12 protein-coding genes and 2 pseudogenes are annotated in these 14,727 nt (G+C 65.2%); 5 read left to right on the top strand and 9 right to left on the bottom strand.

Annotated features, from left to right (window positions below; all coding sequences use genetic code 11):
• Positions 1-17: 17 nt before the first annotated feature.
• Entirely contained in the window at positions 18-1,484 is a 1,467-nt protein-coding gene (locus ACIQCM_RS10265; RefSeq protein ID WP_400605554.1) for a DNA cytosine methyltransferase, read from the bottom strand.
• A 526-nt stretch (positions 1,485-2,010) separates the two neighbouring features.
• Positions 2,011-2,259: a hypothetical protein gene (locus tag ACIQCM_RS10260; protein WP_400605557.1), complete on the bottom strand. Its 249-nt coding sequence runs from the start codon at positions 2,257-2,259 to the stop codon at positions 2,011-2,013.
• Between the two features lie 357 nt (positions 2,260-2,616).
• Between ACIQCM_RS10260 and ACIQCM_RS10255 the strand changes: the two are divergent.
• Positions 2,617-3,281, top strand: a pseudogene (locus tag ACIQCM_RS10255) (NAD(P)/FAD-dependent oxidoreductase); the annotation flags it as partial.
• 388 nt (positions 3,282-3,669) lie between these two features.
• Here the strand turns inward: ACIQCM_RS10255 and ACIQCM_RS10250 are convergent.
• On the bottom strand, positions 3,670-3,807 hold the full coding sequence (locus ACIQCM_RS10250) for a hypothetical protein (protein ID WP_400605559.1): 138 nt from the start codon (positions 3,805-3,807) through the stop codon (positions 3,670-3,672).
• A pseudogene (locus ACIQCM_RS10245) lies at positions 3,804-4,670 on the bottom strand (ribokinase). Before ACIQCM_RS10245 ends, ACIQCM_RS10250 begins: the two are co-directional and overlap by 4 nt.
• 123 nt (positions 4,671-4,793) lie before the next feature.
• Here ACIQCM_RS10245 and ACIQCM_RS10240 point away from each other — a divergent pair.
• Positions 4,794-5,423, top strand: a complete 630-nt coding sequence (locus ACIQCM_RS10240; protein WP_400605562.1) for a class I SAM-dependent methyltransferase — start codon at positions 4,794-4,796, stop codon at positions 5,421-5,423.
• Here the strand turns inward: ACIQCM_RS10240 and ACIQCM_RS10235 are convergent.
• The 5 genes from ACIQCM_RS10235 to ACIQCM_RS10215 all read right to left on the bottom strand — a co-directional run bounded on the left by ACIQCM_RS10235 (position 5,420) and on the right by ACIQCM_RS10215 (position 11,521).
• Positions 5,420-6,610 (bottom strand): MFS transporter, encoded by a 1,191-nt coding sequence (locus tag ACIQCM_RS10235; RefSeq protein WP_400605564.1) that lies wholly within the window; start codon positions 6,608-6,610, stop codon positions 5,420-5,422. The two genes, ACIQCM_RS10240 and ACIQCM_RS10235, sit on opposite strands and share 4 nt — an antisense overlap.
• A gap of 20 nt (positions 6,611-6,630) precedes the next feature.
• Positions 6,631-8,628 (bottom strand): aconitate hydratase, encoded by a 1,998-nt coding sequence (locus ACIQCM_RS10230; protein ID WP_400605566.1) that lies wholly within the window; start codon positions 8,626-8,628, stop codon positions 6,631-6,633.
• 72 nt (positions 8,629-8,700) lie between these two features.
• Positions 8,701-9,777 (bottom strand): ABC transporter substrate-binding protein, encoded by a 1,077-nt coding sequence (locus ACIQCM_RS10225; RefSeq protein WP_400605569.1) that lies wholly within the window; start codon positions 9,775-9,777, stop codon positions 8,701-8,703.
• A 35-nt stretch (positions 9,778-9,812) separates the two neighbouring features.
• Positions 9,813-10,679 (bottom strand): ABC transporter permease, encoded by an 867-nt coding sequence (locus tag ACIQCM_RS10220; protein ID WP_400605571.1) that lies wholly within the window; start codon positions 10,677-10,679, stop codon positions 9,813-9,815.
• Complete coding sequence (locus ACIQCM_RS10215) at positions 10,676-11,521, bottom strand: ABC transporter ATP-binding protein (RefSeq protein WP_400605573.1); 846 nt, start codon at positions 11,519-11,521, stop codon at positions 10,676-10,678. The genes ACIQCM_RS10220 and ACIQCM_RS10215 overlap by 4 nt, the downstream gene beginning before the upstream one ends.
• 133 nt (positions 11,522-11,654) lie before the next feature.
• Here ACIQCM_RS10215 and ACIQCM_RS10210 point away from each other — a divergent pair, with 133 nt between their 5' ends.
• From ACIQCM_RS10210 to ACIQCM_RS10200, 3 genes are all read left to right on the top strand, one after another.
• Entirely contained in the window at positions 11,655-12,446 is a 792-nt protein-coding gene (locus ACIQCM_RS10210; RefSeq protein WP_400605576.1) for an IclR family transcriptional regulator, read from the top strand.
• A 110-nt stretch (positions 12,447-12,556) separates the two neighbouring features.
• A complete protein-coding gene (locus ACIQCM_RS10205) occupies positions 12,557-13,810 on the top strand; it encodes a CaiB/BaiF CoA transferase family protein (protein WP_400605578.1) in 1,254 nt (417 codons plus the stop codon).
• The gene (locus tag ACIQCM_RS10200) at positions 13,810-14,727 is read left to right on the top strand and encodes a hydroxymethylglutaryl-CoA lyase (protein WP_400605580.1); all 918 of its coding nucleotides are present in this window, start codon (positions 13,810-13,812) and stop codon (positions 14,725-14,727) included. The genes ACIQCM_RS10205 and ACIQCM_RS10200 overlap by 1 nt, the downstream gene beginning before the upstream one ends.

The raw sequence follows: 14,727 nt of genomic DNA, 5'->3' as shown, positions 1-14,727 counted from the left end.
TGGTCTAACCCGTGTAGCTAGTTCAGTAGTTCCCGCACAATGTGGCCGATCTGGTACGCGAGGTAGGGCGGCACCGCGTTCCCGATCTGCGTATATTGCTGCGTTCTGTTGCCTAAAAACGCGTAGTTATCGGGAAATGTCTGAAGCCTTGCAGCTTCGCGCACCGTCAGACTCCGCATTTGGGAAGGATCTGGGTGAATGTAATAGTGACCATCTTTGGCTATGTGAGAGACCACAGTTGAAGATGGTCTATCCCAAACCTGAACTTTAAAGCGATCGGCGAACGCTTTGGATTCCAACCTGGCAGCATTGTGGTTGGGGAGGAGGTCAACTGCGAACTCTGACAGGAGGGGGGACCGGAGGTTAACGGCCCCGAAGGCTGCGGCGAAGAAGTACCTGTATAGATCTGCTTCCATGTGACCTCGGGACACATGGTTGGCAAATCCGCCAATGGCCGGATCGGCCAGCCAGCGCTGGAGATCAGTGTCGAGTTGGGTGTTCTTATGCCCTCGAACAAATTCTTGGCCAAGAGGCGGGACTGGTCGGAGCGGCTCTTCAAAGCCGGCCACAGACTCCTTGACCATGCGCTGTGCCAAACTACGTATGCCTGCCCAAAGATGAACGTCGTCACGGCCGCGCGAAATGCGAGACCGTATAGCGGGGAGATCCCCTATAGCCTCCCTGACGGTTGCTTGTTGCTTGCGCTTTTGAAGGATCATAGGCTTCTTGCCTATGTCAGAGCGGACGCCTAGGAGGATTACACGGTGGCGCTGTTGCGGCACGCCGTATTCTTCTGACCTTATGACGAAATCTCGAGGTGATAGCTCTTCTGGTTCATCAGGAACAGTAAGTGAGTAGATGACGTACTCCGCATCGCCACCCTCGTTCTTAAGATCCTCTCGAATCCGTGCAAACATGGGTTGTCCGCCGTGCGTCGATGAGAGCAGCCCCTTAACGTTCTCCATGACGAAAACGGCCGGAGAGAACTTCCTGATTATGTGAAGGTATTCCTGGTACAGGAAGTGCTTTTTGTCATCTTCAAAGGTCAGGTCATTGGCTCTTCGAGAACGGCCAACCAAGGAATAAGCCTGGCAGGGTGGCCCGCCAATAAGAACCCAGTTCGTCGCTCCGTCCAGCCCAACCTTTATGTGAAGGTCCGACACTTCTCGTGTATCAGGACCGAGTTCAAGTTGGTGGACGTGGCGTGAGGCTCGCTCGAAAGCGGCAGCCATCTTCCCGTCTTGGCGGAGCTCACGCTCACCAATCTCTGCACGGAGGAACCGGTAGTAGGCGCGGGGGACCTGGCCTCGGTCCCGCAGGTCCCGAAAGGCACTTCGCAACGTCAGAGTTGAGTGAGCCGACCGTTCCATTTCAATGGCAGCGACCGACTCGAAAACAGGCTGCCCCTCAGCCGCGACCGACGCAAATCCCTCGCCCAGGCCTCCTGGCCCGGCAAAAATATCAATAATGGGGATAGCTCCCACGCTTGCCTCTTTACTGCTCTTTACACGCCCAAGACGTGAGAATCATCGGCGGCTGTCAGCCGCGTTTATTCAAACTACTACCCACCGCTGACATCTGGCTTAGCAACACACAGGCGGCATCCCTAGAGCATATCTGGCCGAGCGAAGCAGGATGCTGTAACTCGGTTTCGCGTCGCGTCTTGACGGCTCGGACAGGCGGGTTCACGGCCTGCACATGTCAGTCTTCACTGCCGCAGGTTCAGCTTGGTTTAGATCTGTGCCGAAAGTCACCGACACCCGCAACTCACATGTCTTGGAGTCGCTGCATCACTGAGAGTGGACTCTCTGTCTTCAGCAGCTGGGACTCGGCTACGGCAAAGCGGTGCTGACGGTCTTGGACTTCATTGGCGAGCAGCGCCATTACTTCCGCTTAACCTGCGCTATCGAGCACTGACCGGATGAATGCAACTTCTTTATCGTCGACTATCAGGAAAAACTTCTCGATTGCTGGTTCCTCCTCCAAGCTCTAGCGAATTCTGAGTCGCACCTAAAAATCACTTTTTACCTTCGACTTACTTTCGCGCATGCGACCGCGCTCACCCTCGTCCATTGATTTGTCAACGATGCGGATATCGAGCTCCGACGGGTCGCTGTCGAGATAGAGGCGTCCAGCCTTGTGCAACGCCAAGCCAGCGTCGAGGTATGGGCGCATTGTATTTCTGGCAATACCAGTCTCGCGTTCCAAGCGACGGCGGTTGATCTCGCCATTGCGGAGCTTCGATGGATCCAGTGCCATGCGAGTCCATACCCGTGCAAGCTTAACTATGGCTTTCTTCCTACGAAGTTTTACGGATGTGTACGGGTCCTGGCTGTCCCAAGCGCTGCTAGCCCCCTGTGTCCGGGAGTCGGCGCTAATGATTGCCAATAGCCCTTCTGCGGTCTCGGGAAGGTCCCGCACCGGACTTTGACCGAGACTTCGGCTGTCAGTACGCGGCAGGCCACGGAGAAGTTCTAGCTCCACTGATGCAGTGTGGAGCCGCCGAGCCAACTCCGCCAGAAGTTCTTCGCTGGAATAATCCGAAAGACTAACTTCGTTAGCCTGCGACCCTGCAGGACTTATTTCTTGTTTCCCATCCATGTCCTTCACAATATGGACCTGTACTCGGAGAAGGCGCTGGCTGCCGGGGTGACCACCGAGAAGGCCGACCTGCTGTTCGCGTCGCTGCCCATGCGCATCCTGCCCGAGGCGCAGGTGCCCGTGTACCAGGAGATGGCGAAGCGGGACGCGGAGTTCTACCCGCAGCTGGAGGCCGCCGGGTTCGAGCTGGACTTCGGCGTGGACGGGTCCGGCCTGTTCCTGAAATACCTGCGGCGCGGCTCCGGCTACTACATCGACGTCGGCGCCTCCCAGCTCATCATCGACGGCAGGGTGAAGCTGAAGAACGGGCAGGTCGCCAAGATCACCGGCAACGCCGTGGTGATGGATGACGGCACCGAGCTGGAGGCCGACCTGATTGTCTACGCCACCGGGTACGGCTCCATGAACGGCTGGCTGGCGGACCTGGTCTCACCCGAGATCGCGGACCGGGTAGGCAAGTGCTGGGGCTACGGCTCGGACACGCCAAAAGACCCTGGCCGTGGGAGGGGGAGCTGCGCAATATGTGGAAACCAACCAACGTCCCCAACCTCTGGATCCACGGCGGCAACCTGCACCAGAGCCGGCATTACTCCTCCTACCTGGCCCTGCAGCTGAAGGCCCGGATGGAGGGGCTGGAGACGCCGGTGTACGAACTGCAGCCCAGCCACCACACCCGCTAACCGGCGGTTGAGCCCGTCGAAACCCGATGGTTGGGCTCGTCGGAACTCGACGGACCCAACCACCGGCAGGCCGCCGTCGTCCCTCCGACGCTCTATCCCTTAACGTCGCTTCTTCTCGGACGCTCTCGCAGTTAACGTGGCTTTTTCCCGATGCTCTCGCACTTCCGTAACCAAAGGCCTACCGGGCCGGCGCAGCCGGTGCGAGGATGTTCGCCTGCGGCCTGGCCGGCACAGGGACCGGGTGGGAGATAAACGGCTGCTTTCCTCACCGCTGAGGCGGGATGTCTGGGCTGCTGGCCGGCGAATGTCAGCGTCACCGCAGCCACCACCTCCCAACCGCCTCCGCCACGCATCTCTGAATGCTCAGCGCGGTGCTCCACGTCCTCCATCACACGCTCATGTACGGATGATCGGCCGCGAAGTGCCCAGCCTGCAGATACACGTCGCGGGTGATCCGGCGCAGCTCGGGAAAGTCCACCGGCAAAGCACGCCGCGGCGTGACGGACGCTGGCAGCGGAACGGTCACGGCGCGTCGGTAGTTGGAGCAGTCAGCTCCACGTAGTGGCCCAGGTGTGCCAAATCCGGCTGTGACGAAGGATCGCCCACGGCGTCGGCTCCCACGGCATTCGCCACAGCGAGTGCCCGCGTGTAGGCCAGCCCGCTCCGCAGCGCCAGGATCAGGGCCGCGCAGAACGCGTCCCCGCGCCCACCGTGTTCACTACCTCAACGGCAGTGGGCGGCGCCTCGGCCACCCTCCGGCCATGCTCGAACATCGCCGAGCCGTCCTTGCCGTATGTCACCGCCATCAGCTTCGCCTCAGCCAGCGCCGGGATCAGGGCATACTCACTCTCGTTGACGATCACCAGGTTGCACCGCTCCAGCAGCTCCGCCGGCAGGTCCATGGCCGGCGCCGCGTTCAGCACAAAGAACCCGGGGGTCTTCCGGGCCGCCTCCAGCACCACGTCCAGGCCCACCTCCAGCTGGCACAGCACCGTCTCCTCCGGCCCGAACTCCACCGCGTCCAGCGAGAGGTGCGAGTTGGCGCCCGGGGCATACCATGATCTGGTTCTCGCCGTCGCGGTCCACCAGGATCAGCGCGGTCCCGGTCGGCTCCGGCATGACAGCAACGTCGGCTGTCTCCACGCCGGCAGCCGCCAGGGCATCGAGCATCCGCTTGCCAGCGGCGTCCTGTCCCAAAGCGCCCACCATCCGGGCAGACCCGTCCAGCCGGGCGGCCGCCGCGGCCTGGTTGGCGCCCTTGCCGCCAGGCTGCTCGGACAGCACGGCGCCGCCGGTGGTTTCGCCCGCCGTCGGGAGCCGCTCGGCGGTGGCGATCAGGTCCAAGTTGATGCTGCCGACCACGGTGACGGCAGGACGTGTTGTGTTCATGGGAAAACTCTCTCAGGGGAGGGCCGGAAGCGGTGATACAGCACCCAAGCACCGCCGCAGCCGGGCTGCACGTAGAAGGAGGCACCGCCGTCGTACTCCCCGAAGCCCGGTACAGTGGCCAGCATGGCAGTCCATCATCCGGTGTTCGCGCGGCTCTACCCCGCGATGGGTAAGGCGATGGAGCGCGGCGGCATGGACCAGCGCCGCCGCGCGTTGCTCACCGGCCTCTCCGGCGAGGTGGTCGAGGTAGGCGCCGGCGACGGGCTTAACTTTCCGCACTACCCGCCTACCGTCGCCCGTGTCCTGGCCGTGGAGCCGGAACCGCGCCTGCGGCGCCTCGCCGGCGAAGCGGCCAAGCAGGCTCCGGTACCGGTAGAGGTGGTCGATGGCCTCGCGGAGAGCCTTCCCTTCGCGGACGCCAGCGCCGACGCGGTGGTGGTGTCGTTGGTCCTGTGCTCCGTGGCCGACCAGGCGGCGGCCCTGCAGGAAATCCGCCGGGTGCTCAAACCTGGCGGACAATTGCGTTTCCTCGAACATGTCCGGGCGGACACACCCGGCCTCGCGCGGGTTCAACGGGTGCTCGATGCCACCCTCTGGCCCAGCGTGGCAGGAGGATGCCACACCGGCCGCGATACCGCTGCGGCCATCGAAGATGCCGGGTTTACCATCGAGAGCCTGGAGCGGTACCTGTTTCCCGAGGCTCGCACGCCGGTCTCCTTCCACATCCTCGGCACCGCGACACGCGGCGACTAAGAACCGCCCCGCAAACCCTTCTCCAAACGGAACGCGACCAGCGAGGCCCCCGCCCCGGCTGCTGCGACCACCGCTGCAAGCGTCCAACCCACGGCCGGACTGAACTGGGAGAACACGATCCCGAACAGCAAGGGCCCCAGCGTCCCGCCGATGTAGGTGCCGCTCTGGGTGATCCCCGTGGCCTGGGCGGTGAACGGATGCGCCGTGCGTGCGACCACGTAGTGAGCCAGGCCGTTCCAGCCCCAGCCCAGGCCGAACGCGACCACGGCCCCGGCCGCATAGGCGACCGGGAAACCGGACGCCATGCCGAGCAGCCCCAGGCTCCCGGCCCCCATCATCAGGGCCACCGTGGCCATAGAGCCGCCGATCCCACGGTCCGCAGCGATACCCACCAGCGGGCGGGCCAGAATCCCGGCCACGCTGGCAGCACCCAGCAACAGGCCCGCGCCGGCGGCATCGAAACCCGCCTGCACAGCCATCGTCACAGTGAAAGCACCCACCACGTTGGCCTGCCCCGCCCCCAGGGCACTGGCCGCCGCGGTAGCAAACAGGAACGGCTTCAGCCGCCGGGGGAGCGGCTCCCTGCCAGCTTTGCCGGAGCGCCGCGGGACGGGAGCACGGCGCGGGAGGGTGCGGAGGACCACCGGGATCAGCGACGCCGCCAGCAGAGCCGCCAGCGCAAAGGTCCAGTTCCACCCCACGGTGAGCGCGAACACCGGGACTGACAGACCGGCGGTGAGCGTCGCCGTCGGAATGGCCGCCTGCTTGAGGCCAAACGAGAAGGCGCGGTTACGCACCGCCACCTGGTCGACGATCAGGCCGTTGGACAGCGGATGGCTCAGGGCGTTGGGGGCACCTGCGAAACTGAGCCAGACGATCAGCCACGCCCAGTGCGGGGTGACGAACGCGATGCCGGCCAATGCAATAAAGCCCAGCCCGACGGCGAGCGGAATCCCGCGGCGGAGCCCCAGTCCGCTGGCCACATACCCGGCCGGGGCGGAGAGCAGCGCCGACACGGCCCAGAAGGTGGCCACGGCGACGCCGAGTGCCGACGCCGTCATGCCCAGGTCCTGCTCGAGCTGGACAGCCAGCCCGCCGACCAGGAAGACCGGCAGCACCGCCACCACCGTCGTCAGCGCCGCGATGGCCGTGGCCCGTTGTCCCGGCCGGCGTGCTGGATTTCGCACAGGCTCGACGGCGGCCCGCCTCACTGTGCGGACCGGACCGGCGCGATGCCTGCCGCGTCGTCCTGTACCACGGCGTCGCCCGCCAGCAGGGAGCGCCCGCCGGCGCGCACCTGGGCCAGCAGGCCTCCGGCCAGGAGGACAGCACGTTCGGCCGGCGAGAAATCGAGCCCCAGCACCAGCTCCGCGTCCCCGTCAACGCGGGCGGTGACGGAGTCCGCGCCAGAGGCCAGGGCGTCAGCCAGCCCGTCGATCACCCAGCGCTGCCCGGTTGAGCTGTGCGCGTCGGAGGGAAGGCTCAGCGGCACGATCCCGGCGGCGATCAGGTTGCGCCGGTGGATCCGCGCATAGCTGCGGGCAGCGACCACCCTGACCCCCAGGTACAGCGGGATCAAAGCGGCATGCTCTCGCGACGAACCCTGCCCGTAGTTTTCCCCGCCCACAATGATCCCGCCGCCCCATTCCAGCGCCCGGTCGTGGAATTCCGGGTCCAGGCGGCGGAACATGAAGCGCGCGCACACGGCGATGTTGGACCACACCGACATGGCGATCGCGCCGTCGGGCGCCATGTCGCCGGTTGAGATGTCATCGCCGACGACGATGAGCACCCGGGCGTCGAGGTCCGCCTGGAGCGGTTCCGGCTGTGGCGGCGGGACCAGGTTGCTGCCGCGCTCGATCTCGATGTCGCGCCGGGTGTCCAGCGGCAGGACGCCGGCGATATGCAGGTCGTGGACCTCCGGGCGCGGCGGCGTGGCGGGGCGGAGCTCGCCGCGGCTGACGGTGGACGCGTCGACGATCGCGCCTTCCAGCGCGCTGGCAGCAGCGGTCGACGGCGAACACAGGTACACGCTGTCCTCCGCGGTACCGCTCCGGCCCGGGAAGTTCCGGTTGAACGTGCGCAACGACGGCGCACCCTCCGTGGGCGCCTGCCCGATGCCCACGCACGGGCCGCACACCGGCTCGAGCATCCGTGCCCCGGCCTGCATCAGGTCCTCATAGACCCCGGACGCGATGATTGTCTGCAGGATCTGACGTGACCCCGGCGTCACGGTGAGCTGGACGGACGGATGGACGGTGTGCCCCTTGAGGATCGCCGCCACCGTGGCGAGGTCCTCATAGGAGCTGTTCACCGAGGAGCCGACGCAGACCTGGACCACCTCGGTGCGCGGCAGTTCGGAGACGGGACAGACGTTGCCCGGCGAATGCGGCAGCGCCACGAGCGGAACGAGACCCGAGAGATCAAGCCGCTCATCGTCGTCGTACGTTGCCCCTGCGTCCGCTGCCAGGGCAACGAACTGGTCCTCCCGGCGCTGGGCCTGAAGCCAGGCGAGGGTCTGCTCATCGGAGGGGAAGACGGCGGTGGCGGCACCTGTTTCGATGATCATGTTGCAGATGGTTGCCCGCGCCGAGACGGACAGGGACGCCACCCCTTCGCCGTAGAACTCGAACACCTTTCCTCGGCCGCCGCGCACGCCGTGGCGGCGCAGCAGCTCCAGCACCGCGTCCTTGGCTTCGGCATTGGCGCCGAGCGTGCCCGTCAGTTCCACGCCCACGACGGCGGGGCACACGAAGTCGAACCCGTAGCCTGCCATGGCCACGGCTACTTCCAGCCCGCCGGCGCCGACGGCGAACATGCCGAGGGCGCCCGCCGTGGAGGTGTGGGAGTCAGCACCCACCAGGACCTGGCCCGGCCGGGAGAAGTGTTCCAGGTGGATGTAATGCGAGATGCCGTGCCCGGCGGGGGAGTAGCGCAGCCCGTAACGGGCGGAGAAGGTGCGGAGGTAGTGGTGGTCCTGCATGTTCTTGTCATCGATCTGCAGGACGTTGTGGTCCACATACATGACCGCCAGCGGCACCGCGATGGACTCCACGCCAAGCATCTCGAACTGCATGGCGGTCATGGTGCCGGTGGCGTCCTCGATGAGGATTTGGTCCACGGCGATGGTGATGTCGCTGCCGGGAGTCAGCTCGCCGGACGCGAGGTGGCTGGCGAGGAGCTTCTGGGTCAGGTTCTGGGCCACGGGGATTCCTTAGCGCTGTGCGTACAGACAACTGCGGCCCGCCGTGGACCGGCGGGCCGCAGGGAAGCGGTGTTACTTGACGAACTCGTTGGTGTAGGTTTCCTCGAGCTTGATCTCGGTTTCGCCGACCTCCGGGTTGGCTACCCGCTGCGTCTCAAGGACGGCCTTGACGCCCTCCTCGGTGAAGGCGCCGTCCTTGCTCAGGGCCGCCTTCATCTCCTCGATGACCTTGGCGTACTGGTCCTTGTCCCCGCCGGCGAACTTCTCCGGCATTTCCGCGGCGATCTCCTCGCCGGAGTGGTCCGCGATGAACTGCAGGGTCTTCTTGATGGCTGAGGCCAGCTTCTTGGCCGACTCCGGGTTCTTGTCCAGCCAGGCGGTCGTGGCGTACAGGCTCGACGACGGCCACGCATCGGTGCCGAAGACCTCCTTCAGGCCCTCCGGCGTGCGGACGTCCTGGATGATCGTCGGCTCGGTTCCGAGCCGCTTGGCCAGGACGGTGACGTCCGGCTCGAGCATGACGGCGGCGTCCACCTGGCCCTGCTCGACGGCGGCAACCGCCGAGGACCCGGCACCGATCGCCGATACGGCCGCGGCGTCGAGCTTCATGCCGTTCTTGGAAAGCAGGTACTTCACGAACATGTCGGTGGAGGACCCCGGCGAGGTGACGCCCACGTTCTTGCCCTTGAGGTCGGCGACGGACTTGATGGAGTCCTTGTTCTTCTCCGCGACCACCAGCGCAAGGCCGGAGGACAGGTTCATGTTCACGAACGCCTTGATGGACTGCTTCTTGGCCTGCATCTGGATGGCGTGCTCATAGTAGCCGCTGGTGACGTGGGTGCTGCCGCCGACCATCGCCGTCAGCGCCTTCGAGCCGCCCTGCAGGTCCTGGAGCTCGACGTTCAGGCCCTCCTCCTCGTAGTAACCGAGTTCCTGGGCCAGCGTAGTGGGCAGGTAGGTCAGCAGAGTCTGGCCGCCGACGCCGATAATCACCTTGTCGCCGTCGCCTCCGCCGGCGGTGCCTCCCTGGCCTGGAGGTGCTGACTGCGGGGCGCCGCAGGCGGACAGTGCAAGGGCCAGGCCGGCGATGACGGCGAGTGGCTTGGCGGGGAAAACGCGGCGTCGTTGCCGGTTTGCGGAGCTGAACATGGGAATCCCTTTCGGACGGATGGGCTTTGGACTGGTTAGGAAGCCTGCTGCGGCGGACGCCAGCGCAGGAGATGACGTTCCACCCGGTTGACCCCGAGGTCGATGATGAGGACCACGACCATCAGGATGAACATGCCGGCGAACACGCCCTCGGTATCGAACACACCCTGGGCCTGTGCGATGGCGTAGCCGACACCTGCCGAGGCGCCAAGGTATTCACCGACCACCGCGCCGGTAATGGCGAAGCCGACGCTGATATGGAGGCTGGAGAAGATCCAGGTCAGGGCGCTGGGAATGAAGACGTGGCGGAGGAGCTGCTTTTCACTGGCTCCCAGCATCTTGGCGTTGTCCACCAGGACCCGGTCCACGCTCTTGACGCCTTCCAGGGTGTTGAAGAAAACGATGAAGAACACCAGCGTGAAGCCGAAGGCAACCTTGGACCAGATACCCAGGCCGAACCAGAGCAGGAAGATCGGGGCCAGGACAACGCGGGGGAGTGCGTTGAACATCTGCAGGAACGGGTCGAAGAGCCGCTCGAGGAGGCGCACGCGGGCCAGCAGGAAGCCGAGGACCAGGCCGGCCGTGGCACCCGTGATGAAGGCGAGGACCGCTTCCTGCAGGGTGATCCACAGGTGCGGAAAGACGAAGCCCGTGGAGATCCAGACCCACACCGTCGCCAGGATGTCGGAGGGGAGGGGGAAGAAGAACGGGTCGATGATGCCGGCGCGTCCCAGCAGTTCCCACGCGCCCAGGACAGCGACAGCCAGGCCGAGCTGCCCCATCCGGATGGAAAAGTTGGATGCTTCAGGCCGCTTGCGCTTGGGACGCCGGGCCGCCGCAGGACTCTGCTCCTTCCGGAGGGGAAAACGCTGTATGTTCTTCGGAGCTGGTGCCACGGTCATGCTGCGTCGCTCTCTTCTTCTTCACGTGCGGATTCGTACGTCTTGGATACCTCAACCTTGAGGCGGCCCCAGATTTCCCTGTGGAGTTCGACGAACTTGGGATCGTCACGGATTTCAAGGAGGTCCCGGGGGCGGGGGATGTCGATCTCGTAGCTTCCGACGACTGTGCTGCCCGGCCCCGCTCCGAGGATGACCACCTCGTCGGACAGGGCAATGGCTTCGTCCAGGTCGTGGGTGATAAACACGACGGCTTTGTCGGATTCCTGCCAGAGCTGGAGGAGTTCGTTCTCCATGATCTGGCGGGTCTGTACGTCGAGTGCGGAGAAGGGTTCGTCCATCAGCAGGATGTCCGGGTTGACGATCCAGGCCTGGGCAACTGCGGTCCGCTTGCGCATGCCGCCGGAAAGCTGGTGGGGGTACCGGTCGGCGAAGTTCTTCAATCCCACCCGTTCAAGCCAGCGGCGTGACTCGTCATAGGCCTCGGCCTTGGATACCCCCGCCATGGTGAGGCCCAGGCTGACATTGTCGATGACCGACTTCCACGGCAGCAGGGCGTCCTGCTGGAACATGTAGGAGGCCCGGCGGTTCACGCCGTGGACGGGCTCCCCGAAGCTGTGGACCGTGCCGGAGGAAGGGTTCAGGAGGCCGGCCGCCATGTTGAGGATGGTGGACTTGCCGGACCCCGTCGGTCCAACGATGGAGACAAAGCGTCCGGGCTCCACCTTGAGGTCGATGTCCCGGACAGCGAAGTACGACCCGCCGCCGGGCGTTGCGAACTCCTTGGTGCATCCGTTGAGCTCGACCGCGTACTTCGAAGACCTAGGCTGAAAGGGCTGCGTCATTGCTGTTCTCCCGCTAACCACATTGTGGGTTGTTGGCCATATAGTGGGCACAAGGCTAACAGTAACGTCTGTCACACTACAAGGGGTTACAAAAACCGCCGAAGAGCCACTGAGAGGGACCTGGATCCGAGCTATGAGCGCAACCGAAAACGCAGCCGCCCCGCTGCTGGTGCTGAAGAAGATCACCGCCATCCTGGATGCCTTCTCGTTGGTGCGGCCGGAAATGAGCCTCGCCGAAATCCGTGCGGAGACCGGACTGCCGCACTCCACCGTGCAGCGCCTGGTCACCAACATGCTGCACGAGGGAATGCTCGACCGCCGGGGTGACCAGTTCCGGATCGGAATCCGCATGGCCCACTGGGCCGCCCCCGCCCGACAGGGCCTCGACTTCCTGGAACTGCTGACGCCCGTGATCCGCCGGCTGCGGGACGAACTGGGTGAGACGGTGTGTATCTTCCGCGAGTCGCAGGGCAGCAGGGTGTGTATCGCCGTGGCCGAGACCCGGCGCGTGCTTCGGCGGGCGGTGGAGGTTGGCGACATCATGCCGCTCCACGCCGGCTCCGCGGGCCGTGTTTTGCTCGCCTGGAATAACGACCTTGCGGAGCGGGTCTACGGCTCGGGCCTCCAGTCCATGACTGACCGGACCATCACCGACGCGGCAAGCCTCGATGCCGCCGTCGCCAAGACCCGTGCGGACGGTTTTGCCATCACCACCGGGGAGCGGGTTACCGGGGCCAGCGGCCTGTCGGTGCCGATCTTCGGGCCGCAGGCCGAGCTCTACGGCGCACTCACCGTCATGGGCCCCACCATGAGGATGCCCTATGACGTGTGCGCCTCCTGGGTGGAACCGGTCATCGCCGCCGCAGCTGAAGGAACCCGGCTCATCGGGGGAAGCCTTCCGCCGGAGGTCATGCCCATATCGTGATTTTTTGTTCACAATATGAGGAGCGCAGTGCATACTGGTTTCTGTACGACGCGCCGACGGACCTCCGGGCGTGAGTGCGGTCCGCATCAGGAATCAGGAGTTGAGATTTGATGAAGGTTTTCGAAACCGGCACGGCGGCAGCGGCTGCTGAAGCTCCCGGCAATGGCGCCGGTCCGCTCTCCGGTGTCCGCGTCCTCGAACTGGGATCACTGATTGCAGGACCGTTCGCGGGACGGCAGATGGCGGACTTCGGTGCTGAGGTCATCAAGGTCGAATCTCCCAACCGTCCCGACCCCATGCGTGAATGGGGCCGGGCGCGGATCAAGGACCATCCCCTGTGGTGGTCGGTCCAGTCCCGTGGCAAGAAGTGCGTCACCATGGACCTGAAGGCCCCGCGCGGCCGGGAGCTTTTCCTGGAGCTCTGCAAGGAAACCGACGTCATCCTGGAGAACTTCCGCCCTGGCACCATGGAAAAGCTTGGACTCGGCCCTGAAGAGCTGTGGAAGATCAACCCCGGCCTCATCATCGCCCGCGTCTCCGGCTACGGACAGACCGGCCCCGAAGCGTCGAAGCCCGGGTATGCCTCCGTCGCCGAGGCACGCAGTGGACTGCGGCACCTCAACGGCTACCCTGACCAGCCGCCGCCCCGCACCGGCATTTCCCTGGGGGACAGCCTCGGCTCGCTGTACGCCCTGCAGGGGATCCTGCTGGCCCTGTACTGGCGGGACGCCCGCGGCGGAACAGGCCAGGTGGTCGATGTCTCGCTCGTCGAAGCCTGCTTTTCACTGCTGGAAAGCGCCGTCCCGGACTATGCCGCCACCGGTATTGTTCCGGGACCCAGCGGTTCGGGACTGAAGGGGATCGCGCCGTCGAACATCTTCCGCTCCAGCGACGGCAAGTGGGTGGTCATCGCGGCCAACCAGGACTCGGTCTTCGTGCGCCTGGCCGCGGCGATGGGTATGCCCGGCCTGGCGGAGGACCCGAAATACCGCGACCATGCGCAGCGGGGCCACAACCAGGAGGAGCTGGAAGGCGTCATCGCTGACTGGGCCGTGAACTACACCGCCGGCGAGCTGGTCAGCCTGCTTGATCAGCACGGTGTTCCGAACAGCACGGTCAGCACCGTTGAAGACATCTTCGAGGACCCGCAGCTCAAGGCCCGGGACATGCTCGTGGAAGTGCCCGACGACGAACTCGGCACCGTGGTCCAGCCGGGAATCGTCCCCAAGCTCACCCGCTCCGCGGGCCGGATCGGCTGGAACGGACCCCTGGTGCACGGCTCCCACAACGCCGAGGTGTACCAGGGCCTGCTGAACCTCACCGAAGAAGACCTGCAGAGTGCGCGCAGCGAAGGAGCAATCTGATGGCGTTTGCCCATGAAACCCGGCCCGTCTCGATCGTGGACGTCAGCCCGCGCGACGGCCTGCAGAACGAAAAGACCCCCGTCAGCACCGAAGACAAGGTCCGGCTCATCCAAGAGCTGATCGGGCTGGGCGCCAAGAGGATCGAAGCCGTCAGCTTTGTGAACCCCAAGGCAGTTCCCCAGATGGCCGACGCCGACGCCGTCATGGCGGCCGTCCCACGCACCGGCGCCGCCAGCTATATCGGCCTGGTCCTGAACACCCGGGGTGCCCACCGCGCTGTCGACGCCGGGGTGGACGAGATGAACTATGTGCTCCCGGTGACTGACGCCTTCGCCGCCGCCAACCAGAACACCACCGTTGCCGCCGCGCTCGCCGCCCTGGAGGAAGTGTCGGCGGTTGCCGCGGCCGCCTCCATACCGCTTAGCGTCACGGCCGCCGTCGCTTTCGGATGTCCCTACCAGGGTGACGTCCCCGCGGAGCAGACCCTCGACGTCGTACGCAATGCCATGGCGCGCGCGGACCTCGCGGAGGTGGCGCTGGCGGACACGATCGGTTGCGCGGTGCCGTGGCAGGTGGGCGAGGCGTTCGCCAGGCTGCGCGGGGAAACTGACCTGCAGTTGAGGGCGCACCTGCACGAGACCCGCCACACGGCGCTGGCCAACACCTATGCGGCGATGGCGGCGGGCGTCGATGTCTTCGACAGCAGCGTCGGTGGCCTCGGCGGATGCCCGTTCGCTCCCGGCGCGGCGGGAAACAGCTCCACGGAGGACCTCGCGTGGATGCTCGGGCGGGCTGGATTCCACACCGGCATCGATGTGCAGAAGGCGACGGAGCTGGGGCGCTGGATCTGCGGCAAGGTGGGCACGGCTCCGCGTTCCGGGCTGTCAGGGGCCGGGGCGTTTCCCGCGGAGGCGTAG

The sequence above is a fragment of the Pseudarthrobacter sp. NPDC092439 genome, assembly GCF_044754945.1.
Taxonomy (GTDB): Bacteria; Actinomycetota; Actinomycetes; order Actinomycetales; family Micrococcaceae; genus Arthrobacter.
This window is presented reverse-complemented; position numbering and strand designations above follow the sequence as displayed.